The organism is Streptomyces sp. NPDC050418 (assembly GCF_044458745.1).
In the GTDB taxonomy this organism is placed as follows: Bacteria; Actinomycetota; Actinomycetes; order Streptomycetales; family Streptomycetaceae; genus Streptomyces.
In genome coordinates this window covers 540,007-557,349 of record NZ_JBITIG010000001.1, presented here as the reverse complement: position 1 = coordinate 557,349, position 17,343 = coordinate 540,007, and the positions used below count along the sequence as shown (strand labels likewise).

Below are 17,343 nucleotides of genomic sequence, written 5' to 3'. Positions count from 1 at the left end.
CACGACCTTGGCTGCCATGACGGCGGGGGTGCTCACCCCCGCCGTCGCCGATTCGGGAACCGATCCGCGGCCGTCCCATAGCCAGGAGATACGCCGGCCCATAGCCCCGCCGCCCGCGAGCGGCACCGGGGCCGGGGCGCAGTCCGTCGTCGACGGGGACGGCATCGAGACCGCCCGCAGTGCGCGGCCCATCGCGCCGGGCGTCGAGCTCACCTCGTACGACCGCCTCGAATCGGACAAATGGCTGCGGGTCGACGCTCTCAGCGTGAAACTCGGCGGGAGCGGCGCGGGCCAAGGGGTGCGCGCCGACTATCTGCACTCCGGCAAGGTGGCCGAGCGCAGGACGGTGTCCGAGCTGGCCGCCGCGCACGACCCCGGCAAGGGCCGCCGCACCGTCGCCGCGATCAACGCGGACTTCTTCGACATCAACGAGACCGGCGCGCCGCAGGGCGCGGGCCTCAAGGACGGCAAACTCGTCCAGTCACCCGCCCCCGGCGCACACCGTGCCGTCGGGATCGGCCCCGAGGACGCGGGCCGGGTCCTCGAGCTGTACTTCGACGGGACCCTGACGACACCGCAGGGCGAGCGCGCACTGACCGCGTACAACGCCGCGAACGTCCCGTCCGGCGGCATCGGCGCCTACACCGACGCCTGGGGCACCGCCGACCGCGCCCTGACCGTCGACAAGGCCACCCCCGTCGCCGAGGCGCTCGTCGAGGACGGCAAGGTCGTCTCGGTCGCCGACAAGGTCGGCAGCGGCGCGATCGACGCCGGTGCCACGGTGCTCGTCGGCCGCGAGGCGGGCGCCGAGACGCTGAAGGCCCTGCAGCCCGGCGACCCCGTGGGCATCGCCTACGCGCCGCGCACCAACGGCGGGGAACTGCCGCGCACCGCGGTGGGCGGCCGGGAACTGCTCGTCGTCGACGGCGTCCCCCAGAACCACGAGGGCGAGGGCAACAACACCGCCGCCCCGCGGACCGCCGTCGGCTTCTCCGCGGACGGCCGCACGATGCACGTCCTCACGATCGACGGCCGCCAGGCCGACAGCGGCGGCGTCACGCTCACCGAACTCGGCGTCATGATGCAGCGCGCCGGAGCCCACAACGCCCTGAATCTCGACGGCGGCGGCTCCTCCACGCTGGTCGCCCGCGAACCGGGCAGCGACGCCCTCCAGGTCGAGAACAGCCCGTCCGACGGCAGCGAACGCACCGTGCCCAACGGCATCGCGCTCACCGCCCCCGACGGCAGCGGCCGCCTCAAGGGCTACTGGGTCGAGACCCGCACCCCGGCTCTCGCTGCCCCGACCGCCGACCCGGTACGCGGCGGCCACCCCGAGCGGGTCTTCCCTGGCCTCACCCGCGCCCTCACCGCCGCCGGCTACGACGAGACCTACGGTCCCGCCGAGGGACGGCCGCGCTGGGCGACCGAGCGCGGCGACGTCGGCCGCGTCTCCGACAGCGGGGTGTTCACGGCCCGCCGCAGCGGCACCACCGAGGTCCGCGCGAGCAGCGGCTCCGCGCACGGCGAGACCGAGCTGACGGTCGTCGACACCCTCGCCCGTATCGAACCCACCGCCCGCCGCGTCGGCCTCGCCGACGCCGCCGCGACCGGCACCTTCGGACTCGTCGGCTTCGACGCACAGGGTGCGAGCGCGCCCATCGACCCGCGCGACATCCGACTCGACTACGACAAGGCGCAGTTCGAGATCAGCGAGGACGGCCGCGGCGCGTTCACCGTGAAGGCGCTCACCGGCAAGGGAGCGGGCCAGGTCAAGGCGACCGTGCAGGGCAAGGAGACCCTGCTCGTCATCAGCGTCGGCCTCGACGAGCAGGCCGTGGCCGATTTCGACGACGCCGCCTCGTGGACGTTCAGCCAGGCCCGCGCCGCAGGAAAGGTCGAGCCGACCCCCGACGGGCAGACCGGCACCGGTCTGAAGCTGACGTACGACTTCACGCTCTCCACCGCCACCCGCGCCGCCTATGTGAACCCGCCGCAGCAGATCCCGGTCCCGGGCAGCCCGCAGTCGTTCAAGCTCTGGATCAACGGTGACGGCAAGGGCGCCTGGCCCAGTCTCCACCTCAAGGACGGCGCCGGCAGCGACCTCGTGCTGCGCGGCCCGTACGTGACGTGGACGGGCTGGCGGCAGGTCACGTTCACCGTGCCGCAGGGCACCGCGATGCCGCTGTCCGTGTTCCGGTTCTATGTGGCGGAGACCGGCGCGACAAAGCAGTACACCGGCGAACTGGTCCTCGACGGACTGACCGCCCAGGTCCCGCCGAGTGTCGACGTCCCCGAACAGCCCGTCGTGACCGACGAGTTGATCGACACTGCAGCCGACACCGAGGGCCGCGACTGGCGGTTCGCCGTGATGTCGGACGCGCAGTTCGTGGCCCGCGAGCCCGACAGTCCCATCGTCCAGCAGGCCCGCCGCACCCTGCGCGAGATCAAGGCGGCCCGCCCGGACTTCCTCGTCGTCAACGGCGACCTCGTCGACGAAGGCACCCCCGCCGACCTCGCGTTCGCCCGCAAGATCCTCACCGAGGAGCTCGGCGACACCGTGCCCTGGTACTACGTGCCCGGCAACCACGAGGTGATGGGCGGGAAGATCGACAACTTCACCGCCGAATTCGGCCCCGCCCAGCGGGTGTTCGACCACGAGGGCACCCGTTTCGTGACCCTCGACACGTCGAGCCTCTCGCTGCGCGGCGGCGGCTTCGCCCAGATCAAGGCGCTGCGCACCGCACTCGACAAGGCGGCGAAGGACCCGTCGGTCTCCTCCGTCGCGGTCCTGCAGCATGTGCCGCCGCGCGACCCGACCGCGCAGAAGGGCAGCCAGCTCGGCGACCGCAAGGAGGCCGCGCTGCTCGAACAGTGGCTTGCGGACTTCCGGCGCTCGTCGGGCAAGGGCGCCGCGTTCATCGGTGCGCACGTCGGCGTGTTCCACGCCGCACGCGTCGACTCGGTGCCGTACCTGATCAACGGGAACTCAGGGAAGAACCCGGCGGGCCCCGCCGACGAGGGCGGCTTCACCGGCTGGTCCCTGGTCGGCGTCGACCGGATCCCGCGCGACGCGCAGGACGAGGCGAAGCGGCGGCCGTGGCGCGGTGGACCCGACTGGATCTCGGTGCAGACCCGCGCCCACACCGACGAGCTCATGCTCACCGCACCTCGGACGCTGCGGCCGGGCCAGAGCGATGCGGCCGGGGCGACGGTGGTGCAGGGCGCCCGCAGGGTCCCGGTCGCGTTCCCCGTGAGCGCGGACTGGACGGGCTCGCCGAACCTGTACATCGGCGACCCGGACGACGCGCGACGGCGGCACGTGGCCGCGTACGACCCGGAGACCGGCGAGCTCACGGCTCTGCGCGCGGGCAGTGTGACCCTCGCGGTCACCGTGAACGGTGTGACCGAGCGGTCCGAGGTGCTGATCGCGAGCGCCGCGGACCAGCGGCTCGCGGCGGCGGACGGGGCGTGAGGCCCTCCGGCGGATAGCACCCCGCACACACACCGGTGGCCCCGGTCCGGAACCCGGACCGGGGCCACCGCGGTGTCCGCAGGCGTACGGACGAAGCCTGTACCAGTCGGTGCGAAGCCTGTACCAGTCGGTACGAAGCTCAGAGCACGCCGGAGTCGGCGACGGCGATCGAGGCGCGGGTGCGGCCGCTGCCCGAGCCGAGGGACTCGATCTTCTTGACGAGCTTCATCGACTCCTCGTCGGCGACCTCGCCGAAGACCACGTGCTTGCCGTCCAGCCACGGCGTCACGACGGTGGTGACGAAGAACTGCGAGCCGTTGGTGTTCGGGCCGCGGTTGGCCATCGAGAGCAGGCCCGGACGGTCGTGCGTCAGTTGGAAGTTCTCGTCGGGGAACTCCTCGCCGTAGATGCTCTTGCCACCGGTGCCGTTGCCGTTGGTGAAGTCACCGCCCTGGAGCATGAACTCGGGGATGACGCGGTGGAACGGGGAGCCCTTGTAGCCGAAGCCCTTCTCGCCGGTGCACAGCGCGCGGAAGTTCTCCGCCGTCTTCGGGACGACGTCATCGAAGAGGTTGAACGTGATCCGCCCGGCGGGGGCGTCGTCGATGCTGATGTCGAAGTAGGCCTTGATTGTCATGCGTCCCATCCTGACATCCCCGAGGGGGTGCCACGCTCACACCCCCGTGATCGTGTCCTCGGGCCTCCCTTCCCACCTGGGGAAACGAGTTCGCACCGGGTGACGGCGCTGCGGTACCTTCGGCGGTCGGCGCAGGGCGAGGGAGGCACGGATGACGTCAGGGACACAGGCGGGCACGGCGGCGGCGATCAGGCCCGGGACGGAGGGCGACCTCGCGGAGCTGACCCGGATCTACAACCACTACATCGTCGAGACGTCCATCACCTTCGACATCGACCCGGTCACCGTCGACCAGCGCCGCGACTGGCTTCTCGCGCACCCGGAGACCGGACCGCACCGGCTTCTCGTCGCCGAGGAGGACGGCAAGGTCGTCGGCTACGCGACGAGCAGCGCCTTCCGCCCGAAGCTCGCCTACCTCACCTCGGTCGAGACCAGCGTCTACCTCGCGCCCGAGTACGCGGGCCGCGGTCTCGGCAGCCGCCTCTACGCCGCGCTGTTCGAGGCGCTCGCCGAGGAGGACGTGCACCGCGCGTACGCGGCCGTCACCGTCCCCAACGAGGCGTCCTTCAAGCTCCACGAACGCTTCGGCTTCAAGGAGGCGGGCGTGCACCGCGAGGTGGGCCGTAAGTTCGGCCGCTACTGGGACGTGGCCTGGTTCGAGAAGGAGATGCGCTGACCCGGGTGCCGCCGGGACAGTGCGTGATCACGACGGCCGCCTTCCCCCGGTGCGGGGGCCAGGCTGCCGTCCCCCGACGCGGCAGCGGCTGAACCCCGGCACGGCGGCCGCCGTGCACATCCACAGCCTGCGCCACGGACCTTGCAAGGATCTAGAATCCTTCTCCTGAAGCGCCCGGCGGGAACCCTGGGCGCGGGGAGCGGGAACGGGAGACATGGAGTTTCGACTGCTCGGCGGCATCGAGGCCACGGCCGCCGACGGCAGCCCGGTGGATCTGGGGCCCGCCCGGCAGCGGGCCGTCCTCGCGGCCCTGCTCCTGGACGTCAACCGTCCCGTGCCCGTCGACCAGCTGGTCCGCAGGGTCTGGGCCGACGCACCCCCGCAGCGCGCCAAGGACACCCTCTACAGCTACCTCTCCCGGCTGCGCCGGCTGCTGCCCTGCGGCATCGACCGGCTCGCGGGCGGCTACCTCCTGACCGCCGACACCGACGCCGTCGACGTCCACCGCTTCCGTCGGCTGCTCGCCGCGGCCCACGCCGACCCCGCCGACGCGAGCGCCCTGACGTCGTACGAGGAAGCACTCGCCCTGTGGCGCGGCGAGCCCTTCGCCGGCGCGGACACGCCCTGGTTCAACGCCACCCGCGACACTCTCGCCAAGGAGCACCTCGCGGCCCAGCTGGACAGCACCGACCTGCAGCTGCGCCTGGGCCGCCACGCCGTGCTCCAGGGGGAGCTGTCCGCGCGCTGCGACGCGCATCCGCTCGACGAGCGGATGGCCGCGCAGTACATGCTCGCCCTGTACCGCTGCGGACGGCAGGCCGAGGCGCTCGGCCACTACCGGCGCGTGCGCGCACTGCTCCGGGAGGAGCTGGGCGTCGACCCCGGGCGGCCGCTGCAGGAACTGCACGCCGCGCTCCTCGCCGGCGACCCGACCGTCGCGGCTCCGGCCGAGGCGAGCACTCCCGCGCCCCCGCCGCCCTGGTCGGTGCAGAGCCAACTCCCGCTCGCGGTACCGGACTTCGTGGGCCGTGCGGCCCTGGTGCGGCGCCTGGAAGAACTGCTGACCACACCCGGCGCCCCACCGGTCGTCCTCTCCGGTTCGCCCGGGGTCGGCAAGACCGCCCTCGCCGTGCACCTCGGCCACCGGCTGCGCCCCGCCTTCCCCGACGGCCAGTGGTTCGTACGGCTCCTCGGCGCCGGTGAGCGGCCCCGCCACCCCTCCGAGGTGCTCGCCTCGCTGCTCCGCGCCTGCGGCACCGACCCGGCCGCGATACCGGAGAGCCTCGACGACCGGGCCGCCGCCTTCCGCAGCATCACCGCCGACCGCCGCGTCCTGCTCGTCCTCGACGACGCCGCGGACGCCGAGCAGATCCGGCCGCTGCTGCCCGGCACCCCGGGCGTCGCGGTCCTGGTCACCAGCCGCAGCGACCAGCGCGGCCTCGCCGCGAGCCACGCCGCCCGCACCGTCCCGCTCGACGTCCTCGACCCGGCCGAGGCGCACACCCTCCTGACCGGCGCGCTCGGCACGCGGCGGGTGCAGGCCGAACCGGCGGCGGCCGAGGAGCTCGCCGACCTGTGCGCGCGGCTGCCGCTCGCGCTGCGCATCGCGTCGGCCAACCTGGCCGCACGGCCCGGCCGTTCCCTCTCCTCGTACGCCGCAGACCTCGCCGACGACGGACGGCTGACGAAACTCTCCATCGCGGGCGACCGGCAGGCCGCCGTCCGCACCGCCTTCGACCACTCACACGCCACCCTCGCCCCGCCCGCGGCACGCCTCTTCGGGCTGCTCGGACTGCACCCCGGACCGGACTTCAGCGACGAGGCGGCGGCCGCGCTCCTCGACACGGCACCCTTCGAGGCCGAGCACCTGCTCGACGAACTCGCCGCGGCCGGACTGGTGCAGCGCACGGCCGCCGACCGCTACCAGTTCCACGATCTGCTGCGGCTCTACGCGGCCGAGCACGCGGCGGCCGACCCGGGCCGCGAGGCCGCCTGGCAGCGGCTGTGCGCCTGGTACCTGGCCACCGCGGACGCCGCGACCGCCTTCGACTACGCCGCCCTGCTCCAACTGCCGCGCGAGCGTGCCCCGGCGGGCCGCTTCGCGGACCGGCGCGCCGCGTCGGCCTGGCTGGACGAGGAGCGGGCCGGTCTGGTCGCCGTCATCACCCGCGCCGCGCAGCGCGGACCGGGGGCCGCGGCCTGGTCGCTCGCCGACCAGCTGCGGATGTACTTCTACTACCGCCAGCACCGCGCCGACTGGCGGACCGCGGCGACGGCCGGGCTCCAGGCGGCCGTCGCCGCCGGGGACGTCCTGGCCGAAGCGGCGATGCGGCTCAGCCTCGGCTGCCTCGCGCAGGACGCCGGCGACCACACGGCCGCGCTCGACCACTTCCACCACGCGCAACGCGCGTACCGTGCCGGGGACTTCGCCCCGGGCGAGGCCGCCGTCCTCGCCAACCTCGGGATCCAGCACGGGCTGCGCGGCGAGGTCGCCGAGGCGCTGGAGCAGCTGCACGGCGCCATCGCCGTCTACCGCGGCCTCGACATGCCCACGCAACTGTGCACGGTCCTGGAGATCACCGGCCAGTTCCACACGTATCTGGGGGAGTTGGCGCAGGCGCTCGCCTTCACCACCGAGTCGATCGAGACCTCGGCGCGACACGGCCACACGGTCGCCACGATCGGCCCGCTCACCAGTCGTGCGGCCGTACTGCACGGACTCGGCCGGTACACGGACGCGCTGGCCGACGCCGAGGACGCGGTGCGCCTGTGCGGTGAGCACCGCAAACAGCACAACGAGGCGACCACGTACGAGCTCATCGCCCGGATCCACCGCGACCTGGGCCGCCTCGACACGGCGCGCACGCACGCCGAGCGGGCCCTGGAGACGGCCCGCACCTTCGGCTACACCGCCAAGGAGATCGACAGCCATCTCACCCTCGGCAGCCTGGACCTGCTCGCCGCCGACCCGTCGGGCGCGAGCCGCCACCTCGGGGTGGCGCTGGCGCTGACCCGCCGCGAGGACTACCGCCACCAGGAGGCCGAGGCACAGATCGGCCTCGCCCGCGTCCGCCTGGCCGAGGGCGACCACACGACGGCGGCCGACCATGCCGGACTCGCCCTGGCGACGGCCCGCGCGCTGAGCCTCCGCCCGGCCGAGTGCCGCGCCCATCTCGTGCTGGCGTCCCTGGCGCAGGCGGCGGGCGACCCGGCCTCCGCGACCCACCACCTCACGCGGGCCGACGAACTCCGGGCGGAGACGGGTTGTGTGCCGCCGCCCTGGGAGTGTGGGGTGGCCGCGGACGTGGCTCGCTGAGCAGGCGGATCGAACGTTGAGGTCAGGCCCCCGTGACCTTGTAGAAGTACGTCGACGGCATCAGCACACCCTGCGGATCCGCCGCGTACCCCGGCACCGTCCCGACCTCCGTCCAGCCCGCCGCCCGGTACATCCGCTCGGCCGGGCTGCCCGTCTCCGTGTCCAGGACCAGGAGCGTCACGCCCGCACCGGCCGCGTACGCCTCGACCGCGGCGAGCAGCCGGCGGGCCAGGCCGTGGCCGCGGGCGCTCGGGGCGACCATCAGCTTCACGATCTCGGCGCGGTGCCGTCCGTTGTCCTTGAGGCCCGGTGTGCAGCCGACCGTGCCCGCGATCCGGCCGTCGTCCGCCCGTGCCACCCACACCAGGCGCCGCCCGGCCCCGACCTCGGGCGTGAGCCCGCGCCACCATTCGGCCGCCGCGTCCGGGGTGAGCCCGGCGAGGAAGCCGAGCGAGGCGCCGTCCGCGACGGTGGCGGCGAGCAGCGCGCCGAGCCCGTCGGCGGCGCCCGCGAAGTCCTCGGAGGTCAACTGCTCGACGGAGTACGTCAGATCGTTCGCCGTGGTCGGACCGTTCACTGCGCGAGTTCCTTCCCCTTGGGCGGCGCCAGAGGAACCTGAGGCGGTACCGGGGCGCCGCCGCGGCTCCGGTTGACCACCGAGATCAGCAGACCCGCCGCGACGATCGCCGTGCACGCCAGCGACGCATGCCAGAACGCCTCCCGCATCCCGCGCAGCCCCGGCACGGACGCGTGCAGATACAGCCCGGACACGGCGCTGATGCAGACCGCCGCCGCCATCCGCTGCGACATCTGCAGCAGACCGCCCGCGACCCCGGCCGCCTCGCCCGGCGCGTGCCGCAGCACCTGCGCCTGCGTCGGGGCGACCGTGAACCCGGTCGCCGCACCCGCGCACAGCTGGCACAGCGCGAGCACCCACGGCAGGGCGCCCACGCCCACGTACAGCGTCGCCAGACCGCCCGCCAGGAGCGAGAGCGCGGAGAGCGTGAGCCCCGAGGTGATCACGCGGTGCTCCCCGAACCGGCGCACCACGCGCCAGGCGAACGTCGAGGTGACACCCATCCCGACGGCCTGCGGCAGCATCACCAGGGCGGCCGTCATCGGTGCGAGCCCCACCTCGCTCTGCAGGAAGACGGCCAGCACCATCCCGTACGCGAGCGACGCACCGAACTGCGCCATCGCCACCCCGGTGCCGAGCGCGTACGGAGCGGACCGGGTCAGCGCGGGATGGACCAGCGGACGGCGCCCGGAGCGCGCCCGCGCCCGCTGCTGGAGCACCAGCGCCAGCGCGAGGACCGCGGCCCCGGACCCGTACGCGAGATAGCCGCTGGAGCGGATGAACGGCAGCATGATCAGGACGGTGAGGCCCGCGAACAGCGTCACGCCCGGCAGATCGAGTCCCGCCGACGCGTTCTGCGGGCGCGGCCTGGGCAGGAAGCGGGCGCCGGCCACCAGGGTGGCCACACCGAACGGCACGTTGAGCAGCACCGCGAGCCGCCACCCGGGCTCCGCCCCGGCCGCGGCGATCAGCGCACCGCCCACCGGCGGCCCGAGCGCCGTCGCGATGCCCGCGGTCACCGCGTACATCCCGAGGGCCTTGGCCCGCGCCGCCCCCGTGAACACGTCCTGGATGGTGCCGATCACCTGCGCGTTGACCAGTCCGGCGCCGAGCCCCTGCAGCAGGCGGGCGGCCACGACAAGCCACGCGTCCTGCGCGCAGCTCGACAGCAGACCGCCCGCCACGAACAGGGCCATCCCCGCGAGGAAGAACGGCTTGCGCCCGTGCACATCGCCGAGCCGTCCGCCCGGTACGAGCGCCACACCGAACGCGAGCGAGTAGCCCGCGACGATCCACTGGAGCTGTGCCGCATCGGCGGACAGGGCGTCCTGGAGCGCGGGAACCGCGATGTTGAGGACCGATTGGTCGAGCAGCGAGGTGAAGCCCGCGGCCAGACAGACGGCGAGGACCCGGCGCTCACGCGACGAGAACCGTTCGGAGCCGCTCGCCGAGTGGCCTATGCCGCTCACGGCAGGACCACGGCGATCACGTACCGCACCGGGGTGTCCGACGTGCAGCGGAAACGCGACGGACCCCAGAGCCGGAAGCGCAGACAGTCGCCGGTCCCCATCGCGTACGACTCGTTCTGCACGCTCACCTCCAGCGCGCCGTCCAGCACCCAGATGTGCTGTTCGAGGCCCGGCACCGGCGGACCGTCGTAGGAGATGTCCGCGCCCGGGCGGAGCGTTCCCTCGACCAGCTCACCGCGCAGCCCCGCGTGCGGCGGCGACACGGAGCGCCGGGCGAAGCCCGACTCGGTGTCGTTCCACACCCGCTGCTGCCCGGCCCGCACCAGCTGCGCCTGCTCGCCCTCGACCTCGGTGAGCAGCCGCGACATCGTGCGCTCGTAGGCGGCGCACAGCCGGTTCAGGAGCGCGGTGGTCGGGCTGATCTCGCCGCGTTCCAGGCGCGAGAGCGTGGACCGGCTGACACCGGAGCGGCTCGCCAAGTCGTCCAGCGACCAGCCGCGTTCGGTCCGCAGGGCGGCCAGGCGCTGAGCCAGGCGTGCGTCGATATCGTCTCCCATATCCGGGATCCTATCCCGGATATGGGAGACGGCGGAACGGTGTCCCCCTATGTCAATCTGGAGCCATGCCTGAGCTTCCCGAGGTGGAGGCCCTCAAGGGTTTCCTCGGCGAACACCTCGCCGACGCCCGGATCGCCCGCGTCCTGCCGGTGGCGATCAGCGTGCTCAAGACGTACGACCCACCCCTGAGCGCCCTCGAAGGCCGGCCGTTCACCGGGGTCACGCGGCACGGCAAGTTCCTCGACCTCGATCTGGACGGGCTGCACTTCGTCACGCATCTCGCCCGCGCGGGGTGGCTGCAGTGGAAGGACCGGCTGCCGGACGGGCCGCCGAAACCGGGCAAGGGACCGCTCGCGCTGCGCGTCGCGCTCGACGACGGCCGCGGCTTCGATCTGACCGAGGCCGGCACGCAGAAACGACTCGCCGTGTACGTGGTCCATGACCCGCAGGAGGTTCCGGGCATCGCCCGCCTGGGCCCCGACCCGCTCGCCGCCGGCTTCGACGAGGCAGCCTTCGCCGCGCTCCTCAAGGAGGAGCGCCGCCGCATCAAGGGCGCGCTGCGCGACCAGAGCCTCATCGCGGGCATCGGCAACGCGTACAGCGACGAGATCCTGCACGTTGCGCGGATGTCCCCGTACAAGATCGCCGGGAAGCTGACCGACGACGAGCTGCACACGCTGTACGAGGCGATGCGCACGACGCTCACGGACGCGGTGGCCCGCTCGCAGGGCGTGGCCGCGGGGCGGCTCAAGTCCGAGAAGAAGAGCGGGCTGCGGGTGCACGGACGCACCGGCGAGGCGTGCCCGGTCTGCGGCGACACGATCCGCGAGGTGTCCTTCCACGACTCCTCGCTGCAGTACTGCCCCACCTGCCAGACGGGCGGCAAACCGCTGGCCGACCGGCGGATGTCCCGGCTCCTGAAGTAGCGCGGCCCGCCCGCACAACCGCGGCCTAGGGCCTGTCCGGCGGATCATGCCTGGGACGGGCCGGTACGTACAAGGCGCCGCGAACCGACGGCGGGATGATCCGCCGGACAGGCCCTAGCGCACGGGAATCGTCACCACCGGCCGCCCCTCCAGGGTGCGCACCTCGAACCGCCGGATCTCGTCCGCCTTCAGCCCGGTGCCGCCCTCCGCGAGCAGCGGCTTCTCGTGGCCGGCCCGCCCCGGGAAGCCGTAACCCCCCTTCGGCACCGACCAGCTGAGGACCGTCTGCTCCGTGCCGCCCGGCCCCACGGCGACCAGTGCGCAGCGCCGCGGCCCGTCGAGGCCGTCCATCCTGAGCGCCACCCCGGTGCCCCACTCCTTGCGGTCGAGGACGAGTTGCGCGCTGGTCGCCCCGGCCCTCCCGCCGAGCACCTTCGGCCCGTCCTCCCGCAGCAGCACCGCACCCGCCGGCAGCGCGACGAGCACCGCGACCGCGGCGGCGACCAGACGCAGCCGCGCCGTGTGACGGCGGCGGCGCACCGCCACGAGCAGCCGGTCGAGGATCACCGGCGACGGGGCCGCGAGGACCGCCGCCGGAGTGAGCGGCGCGAGCAGCGCTACCACCCCGGAGAACTCGGCGAGTTCGGCCGCGCAGCGCAGACACCCGGCCAGATGCGCCTCCACAAGCAGGGTGTCCGCAGGCTCCAGTACGCCCAGCGCATAGGCGGCGACATCCTGGTGCTGCGCGCTCATGGCATTCCTTTTCGTACGCGGTTCCGGGGGGGTGCACACCGCGGTAAATGCGGCGAGAACTGTGTCTCCCTGCAATACGGGGCATCGCGTGTTCCTGCTCAACACCGCTGAGAATTCCGGCGACCTGGAACCGGGCCGGGCGGGCGACCCGCGGGAGCCCCGATACAGGAACCGCCACCCCACTCCACCGGTGTGCACCGCGCACGCCGCCGCATACACTCCGCCGCATGCTGCGTGTACTGGCCGTCGACGACGAGAAGCCCGCGCTGGAGGAGCTGCTCTTCCTGCTGCGCGCCGACCCGCGCGTGCACAGCGCCGAAGGCGCCACCGATGCGACCGAGGCGCTGCGCCGGATCAACCGCGCCCTCGACGCGGGACCCCACGGCGACGACGCCATCGACGTCGTCTTCCTCGACATCCACATGGCGGGCCTCACCGGACTCGACGTGGCCCGACTGCTCGCCGGGTTCGCCAAGCCGCCGCTGATCGTGTTCGTCACCGCCCACGAGGGTTTCGCCGTCCAGGCCTTCGACCTGGAGGCCGTCGACTACGTTCTCAAACCCGTGCGCCGCGAGCGCCTGGCCGAAGCGGTCCGCCGCGCCAGCGACCTCACCGGCCACGCACCCGCGCCCGCCGCGCCGTCCGCACCCATAGCCGTCGACTCCGCGCCCGACCAGATCGCCGTCGAACTGGGCGGCATCACCCGCTTCATCCCGGTCGACGCCATCGCGTACGTCGAGGCGCACGGCGACTACGCCCGGCTGCACACCGACGAGGGCAGCCACCTGGTGCGCATCCCGCTGTCCACGCTGGAGGAACGCTGGGCGGCCCGCGGCTTCGTACGGATACACCGGCGCCACCTCGTCGCGCTCGGCCGCATCGACGAACTGCGCCTGGACGCGGGTGCGACCACGGTGCGCGTCGGCGGCGCGGAGCTCGCCGTCAGCCGACGGCACGCCCGCGAGCTGCGCGACCTCCTGATGCGCCAGGCCAGGCGCTGAGCTGCCGGGCGGCCGACCGTCCACCGAGGCACCGGACCGCTCATCGCACCCCACCCGCCGTCCGCCGACGTCCGGCTGGCCGAACACGGCCCCTCCGCCTAGCGTGACCTGGGTCAACGGGGGAGGGAAGCCGCACGTGCCCGGTCCGTCACAGTCCGGTCCAACCGAAGTCGAGGCGCTGCTCACGCAGTTGCGGGCGCTGCCCGGACCGCCCGCGACCCGGGACGAGGCACTGCGCTATCTCGCCGGCCTGAAGTCCGCCGCCGCGCGCTGGGCGGAGATCCTCGACGAGGCGCACGCGAGCGCCGCCGCGTTCACGGGACCCCGCGCCGAGGCCGCCCTGCGCCTCGCCTTCCGCAGGGCCGAGGAGTCCTACGTCGAACTGGAAGTGGCACTCCAGGACTGCAGGGCCGAGCCCTACCCCGGGTGAACGTCCCTGCGTAGACTCCCGTTCACCCCGCACCGGACGAGAGAGCACAGTGATGCCAGCAGCCCCCGATGGCCCCCGCAGGGAGACCGTCACCGGTGTGCCGCGCCGGGCGCGGCGGCCGCTCGGGCACACCGCGGCGCGCTCCGAGATCGACGAGCAGACCACGGTCGGCACCACGTATGTGCGCTCGCTGATGCGCAGCCAGCTGAAGGCGGGTCTCACCGCGCTCGGGGTCCTGATCCTGTTCGTCGGCAGCCTGCCGCTGCTCTTCATGCTCCCCGAGTCCGTCACCGGTTCCGACACCGCACCGGCCCTGTGGGTCTGGCTGTCGCTCGCCGTCGGCGTCTATCCGGTGATGTTCCTGATAGCCCGCTGGTACGTCCGGCGGGCCGAGCGCAACGAGCGCGACTTCACGGGCCTCGTCGAAGGACGCTGACGCGTGCCGAGGAACGGCGCGGTGCGCCCTTGAACCAGAGCGACGCCACGGTGCGCCCGTGAAGCGGACGAACGGCGCGGTGCGCCCGTGAACCAGACGTACGCGGTCACCGCCGTGACGGTCGTGGTGCTCACCACGCTCCTGATCGGCGCCCTCGGCCTGAGGATCTCCCGCACCACCTCCGACTTCTACGTCGCGTCCCGCACCGTCCAGCCGGGCCTCAACGCCGCCGCGATCAGCGGCGAGTACCTTTCCGCCGCCTCCTTCCTCGGCGTCGCGGGCCTCGTGCTCCTGCAGGGCCCGGACATGCTCTGGTACCCGGTCGGATACACCGCCGGCTATCTCGTCCTGCTGCTCCTGGTCGCCGCCCCGCTGCGCCGCTCCGGCGCGTACACGCTCTCCGACTTCGCGGAGGCCCGCCTCGAATCGGGCACGGTGCGCCGCCTCGCCAGCCTCTTCGTCGTCGGGATCGGCTGGCTGTACCTGCTGCCCCAGCTGCAAGGTGCCGGGCTCACCCTGGAGATCCTCACCGGCTCGCCCGGCTGGGTCGGCAGCCTCGTCGTCGCCCTCGTGGTCACCGGGGCGGTCGCGGCGGGCGGGATGCGCTCGATCACGTTCGTGCAGGCCTTCCAGTACTGGCTGAAGCTCACCGCCCTGCTCGTGCCCGCCCTGTTCCTGGTCGCCGCGTGGTTCGGCGACGGCACCCCGCGCGCCACGTTCGACGCCCCGGCGGTCTTCCGCCAGCACACCTCGGTCCTGATCGACACGACGGTCCGCATCGAACTCGACGCCCCGCTCACCCTCACCGTCGACGGAAAGATCGACGGCACCGCGTATGACAAGCGGCGCGTCGCCCTCGACGAGGGCAGCCACCGCGTGGAGCGCGGCACCCGGCTCGCCTTCCCCGCCGGCAGCCGCGTCCCCGAGACGCAGGAGAACACCGGCACCTCCAACTGGTCGAGCCCGCTGGCCGGTGACCGCGACGAGTACCGCCTCTACGCCACGTACGGACTGATCCTCGCCACGTTCCTCGGCACCATGGGCCTGCCCCACGTCGCCGTCCGCTTCTACACCAGCCCCAACGGCCGCGCCGCCCGCCGCACCACACTCGTCGTGCTCGGCCTGGTCGGCGCGTTCTACCTGCTGCCGCCCGTCTACGGAGCCCTCGGCCGGATCTACGCGCCCGAACTCGCCCTGACCGGCGACGCGGACGCGGCCGTGCTCGTCCTGCCCGAGCGGCTCATCGGGGGAGTGGGCGGCGATCTGCTCGGGGCGCTGCTCGCGGGCGGCGCCTTCGCGGCCTTCGTCTCCACCGCCTCGGGGCTCACCCTCGCCGTGGCCGGTGTGCTGCACCAGGACGTTCTCGCGACGCGCGGCGTACGGCACTTCAGGATCGCGGCGGCCCTCGCGATGGCCGCGCCCTTCGGCGTCTCGCTCGTGGCCACCAACGTGCCCGTGGCGGACGCGGTGGGGCTCGCCTTCGCCGTCTCGGCCTCGTCGTTCTGCCCGCTGCTCGTGCTCGGCATCTGGTGGCGGCGGCTCACCCCGCCCGGCGCGGTGGCCGGCCTTGTCACCGGCGGCGGCGCTGCCCTCACCGCGGTCCTCGCCACGCGTACCGGACTGCCCTCCGCGGGCTGGGCGCACACGCTGCTCGCCTGGCCCGCGGTGTGGTCGGTGCCGCTCGGCTTCCTCACGATGATCGTCGTCTCGCTGCTCACCCTGTCCCGTATCCCCGCGGGCACGGCGGCCACCCTCGCCCGGCTGCATCTGCCGGAGGACCTGGCCGCGCGCCGCCGCGGAGATCATCCGCTACGTGAACTCGCCGGCCGCGGCAAGCGTGCAGCAGGACAGGACCAGCGGAAGGCGGGGGAGCGATGACCGGGATCGGGATCGCGGCCCTGGTCGTGGCGGGCGTCGTCGTCCTCGCGGCCGGGTTTCTGCTCGGGCGGTTCACAGCCCGGCGCGGCGAGACCGACCTCGACCTCGGCACCCCCGTCGAGCGCGCCACCTTCCACACCCTGCACACCGCGTCGCTCGCCGCACCGCCCCTGCGCGCGGGCCTCACCGAGGACACCGCACGCAAGGCCGCGAAGCGGCTGCGGTCCCTGCTCGGCACCGAGGCCCTCTGCCTCACCGACCGCGAACGGGTCCTCGCCTGGGACGGCCCGGGCCTCGGCCACCACAACGAGGCCGTACTGCGCCGCCTGGGCGAACTCCTGGACTCCGGGCGCAGCGTCAGCATGCGGACCGAGTGCGAACGCCCCGAGTGCCCACTGCGCTGGACGGTCATCGCGCCGCTCACCGGCGAGGACGGCATCCTCGGCGCGCTGATCGCCTACGGCTCGCGCGAGTCCGCGGTGCTCGTGCGCGCGGCCACGGAGGTGGCCCGCTGGGTCTCCGTCCAGCTCGAACTCGCCGAGCTCGACCGCTCACGGACCCGGCTCATCGAGGCCGAGATCCGCGCCCTGCGCGCCCAGATCTCCCCGCACTTCATCTTCAACTCGCTCGCCGCCATCGCCTCGTTCGTCCGCACCGACCCCGAGCGGGCCCGCGAACTCCTTCTGGAGTTCGCCGACTTCACCCGCTACTCCTTCCGCAGGCACGGGGACTTCACCACGCTCGCCGACGAACTGCGCTCCATCGAGCAGTACCTGGCGCTCGCCGATGCCCGTTTCGGCGACCGCCTCCAGGTGACGCTGCAGGTCGCCCCCGAGGTGCTCCCGGTCGCGATGCCGTTCCTGTGTCTGCAGCCGCTCGTCGAGAACGCCGTGAAGCACGGCCTGGAGGACTCGCGCGACAAGTGCCGTATCTCCATCTCCGCCCAGGACGCGGGCGCCGAGGCCCTGGTCGTCATCGAGGACGACGGCGTCGGCATGGACCCGGCGCTGCTCCGCCGCATCCTCGCGGGCGAGCAGCTCCCGCAGGGCGCCGGATCGAACGGGCTCGGCCTGTCCAACGTCGACGAACGGCTGCGCCAGGTCTACGGGGACGAGTACGGACTCGTCATCGAGACGGGCGTGGGCGCGGGCATGAAGATCACCGTGCGGGTGCCGAAGTACCGGGCCGGGGTGCACTCCGGCCGCTGAGGCGCGG

Annotated in this window: 14 protein-coding genes; 9 read left to right on the top strand and 5 right to left on the bottom strand. The window is 73.3% G+C overall.

Annotated elements, in window-relative coordinates; translation table 11 throughout:
* Positions 1-16 precede the first annotated feature (16 nt).
* Positions 17-3,472: a phosphodiester glycosidase family protein gene (locus ACIBI4_RS02570; RefSeq protein WP_399201682.1), complete on the top strand. Its 3,456-nt coding sequence runs from the start codon at positions 17-19 to the stop codon at positions 3,470-3,472.
* Between the two features lie 139 nt (positions 3,473-3,611).
* Here the strand turns inward: ACIBI4_RS02570 and ACIBI4_RS02565 are convergent, their stop codons facing one another.
* Positions 3,612-4,109, bottom strand: a complete 498-nt coding sequence (locus tag ACIBI4_RS02565; protein WP_399201681.1) for a peptidylprolyl isomerase — start codon at positions 4,107-4,109, stop codon at positions 3,612-3,614.
* Positions 4,110-4,260: 151 nt separating this feature from the next.
* Between ACIBI4_RS02565 and ACIBI4_RS02560 the strand changes: the two genes are divergently transcribed.
* Positions 4,261-4,785, top strand: coding sequence for a GNAT family N-acetyltransferase (locus ACIBI4_RS02560; RefSeq protein WP_399201680.1), 525 nt, complete (start codon positions 4,261-4,263; stop codon positions 4,783-4,785).
* Positions 4,786-4,999: 214 nt separating this feature from the next.
* Positions 5,000-8,101 carry an AfsR/SARP family transcriptional regulator gene (locus tag ACIBI4_RS02555; RefSeq protein WP_399201679.1) on the top strand — a complete coding sequence of 1,034 codons (3,102 nt, stop codon included), beginning with the start codon at positions 5,000-5,002 and terminating at the stop codon, positions 8,099-8,101.
* Between the two features lie 22 nt (positions 8,102-8,123).
* Here the strand turns inward: ACIBI4_RS02555 and ACIBI4_RS02550 are convergent, their stop codons facing one another.
* Genes ACIBI4_RS02550 through ACIBI4_RS02540 form a run of 3 tightly spaced genes read right to left on the bottom strand, consistent with a single transcriptional unit; the run spans position 8,124 to position 10,704 of the window.
* On the bottom strand, positions 8,124-8,651 hold the full coding sequence (locus ACIBI4_RS02550; RefSeq protein WP_399202008.1) for a GNAT family N-acetyltransferase: 528 nt from the start codon (positions 8,649-8,651) through the stop codon (positions 8,124-8,126).
* A 23-nt stretch (positions 8,652-8,674) separates the two neighbouring features.
* Positions 8,675-10,147 carry an MFS transporter gene (locus tag ACIBI4_RS02545; protein ID WP_399201678.1) on the bottom strand — a complete coding sequence of 491 codons (1,473 nt, stop codon included), beginning with the start codon at positions 10,145-10,147 and terminating at the stop codon, positions 8,675-8,677.
* Positions 10,144-10,704 (bottom strand): helix-turn-helix domain-containing protein, encoded by a 561-nt coding sequence (locus ACIBI4_RS02540; protein WP_399201676.1) that lies wholly within the window; start codon positions 10,702-10,704, stop codon positions 10,144-10,146. The genes ACIBI4_RS02545 and ACIBI4_RS02540 overlap by 4 nt, the downstream gene beginning before the upstream one ends.
* Positions 10,705-10,769: 65 nt before the next feature.
* On the opposite strand from ACIBI4_RS02540, the gene ACIBI4_RS02535 reads away from it, so the two are divergent.
* The gene (locus ACIBI4_RS02535) at positions 10,770-11,630 is read left to right on the top strand and encodes an Fpg/Nei family DNA glycosylase (protein ID WP_399201674.1); all 861 of its coding nucleotides are present in this window, start codon (positions 10,770-10,772) and stop codon (positions 11,628-11,630) included.
* A gap of 114 nt (positions 11,631-11,744) precedes the next feature.
* On the opposite strand, the gene ACIBI4_RS02530 is transcribed toward ACIBI4_RS02535, so the two are convergent.
* On the bottom strand, positions 11,745-12,383 hold the full coding sequence (locus ACIBI4_RS02530) for a zf-HC2 domain-containing protein (RefSeq protein WP_399201673.1): 639 nt from the start codon (positions 12,381-12,383) through the stop codon (positions 11,745-11,747).
* A gap of 227 nt (positions 12,384-12,610) precedes the next feature.
* Here ACIBI4_RS02530 and ACIBI4_RS02525 point away from each other — a divergent pair, with 227 nt between their 5' ends.
* The 5 genes from ACIBI4_RS02525 to ACIBI4_RS02505 all read left to right on the top strand — a co-directional run bounded on the left by ACIBI4_RS02525 (position 12,611) and on the right by ACIBI4_RS02505 (position 17,336).
* A complete protein-coding gene (locus ACIBI4_RS02525; RefSeq protein ID WP_399201672.1) occupies positions 12,611-13,384 on the top strand; it encodes a LytR/AlgR family response regulator transcription factor in 774 nt (257 codons plus the stop codon).
* Between the two features lie 136 nt (positions 13,385-13,520).
* Positions 13,521-13,814: a hypothetical protein gene (locus ACIBI4_RS02520; RefSeq protein WP_399201671.1), complete on the top strand. Its 294-nt coding sequence runs from the start codon at positions 13,521-13,523 to the stop codon at positions 13,812-13,814.
* A gap of 52 nt (positions 13,815-13,866) precedes the next feature.
* The gene (locus ACIBI4_RS02515) at positions 13,867-14,250 is read left to right on the top strand and encodes a hypothetical protein (protein ID WP_399201670.1); all 384 of its coding nucleotides are present in this window, start codon (positions 13,867-13,869) and stop codon (positions 14,248-14,250) included.
* 87 nt (positions 14,251-14,337) lie between these two features.
* Entirely contained in the window at positions 14,338-16,128 is a 1,791-nt protein-coding gene (locus ACIBI4_RS02510) for a cation acetate symporter (protein WP_399201668.1), read from the top strand.
* Positions 16,125-17,336, top strand: a complete 1,212-nt coding sequence (locus tag ACIBI4_RS02505; RefSeq protein ID WP_399201667.1) for a sensor histidine kinase — start codon at positions 16,125-16,127, stop codon at positions 17,334-17,336. The genes ACIBI4_RS02510 and ACIBI4_RS02505 overlap by 4 nt, the downstream gene beginning before the upstream one ends.
* Positions 17,337-17,343 lie beyond the last annotated feature (7 nt).

Bases quoted from the DNA above. Each gene is read 5' to 3' on its own strand.
- ACIBI4_RS02570 (WP_399201682.1), top strand. From the start codon at position 17: ATGACGGCGGGGGTGCTCACCCCCGCCGTCGCCGATTCGGGAACCGAT.
- ACIBI4_RS02505 (WP_399201667.1), top strand. From the start codon at position 16,125: ATGACCGGGATCGGGATCGCGGCCCTGGTCGTGGCGGGCGTCGTCGTC.
- ACIBI4_RS02540 (WP_399201676.1), bottom strand. From the start codon at position 10,704: ATGGGAGACGATATCGACGCACGCCTGGCTCAGCGCCTGGCCGCCCTG.
- ACIBI4_RS02555 (WP_399201679.1), top strand. From the start codon at position 5,000: ATGGAGTTTCGACTGCTCGGCGGCATCGAGGCCACGGCCGCCGACGGC.
- ACIBI4_RS02525 (WP_399201672.1), top strand. From the start codon at position 12,611: ATGCTGCGTGTACTGGCCGTCGACGACGAGAAGCCCGCGCTGGAGGAG.
- ACIBI4_RS02535 (WP_399201674.1), top strand. From the start codon at position 10,770: ATGCCTGAGCTTCCCGAGGTGGAGGCCCTCAAGGGTTTCCTCGGCGAA.
- ACIBI4_RS02515 (WP_399201670.1), top strand. From the start codon at position 13,867: ATGCCAGCAGCCCCCGATGGCCCCCGCAGGGAGACCGTCACCGGTGTG.
- ACIBI4_RS02530 (WP_399201673.1), bottom strand. From the start codon at position 12,383: ATGAGCGCGCAGCACCAGGATGTCGCCGCCTATGCGCTGGGCGTACTG.
- ACIBI4_RS02560 (WP_399201680.1), top strand. From the start codon at position 4,261: ATGACGTCAGGGACACAGGCGGGCACGGCGGCGGCGATCAGGCCCGGG.
- ACIBI4_RS02565 (WP_399201681.1), bottom strand. From the start codon at position 4,109: ATGACAATCAAGGCCTACTTCGACATCAGCATCGACGACGCCCCCGCC.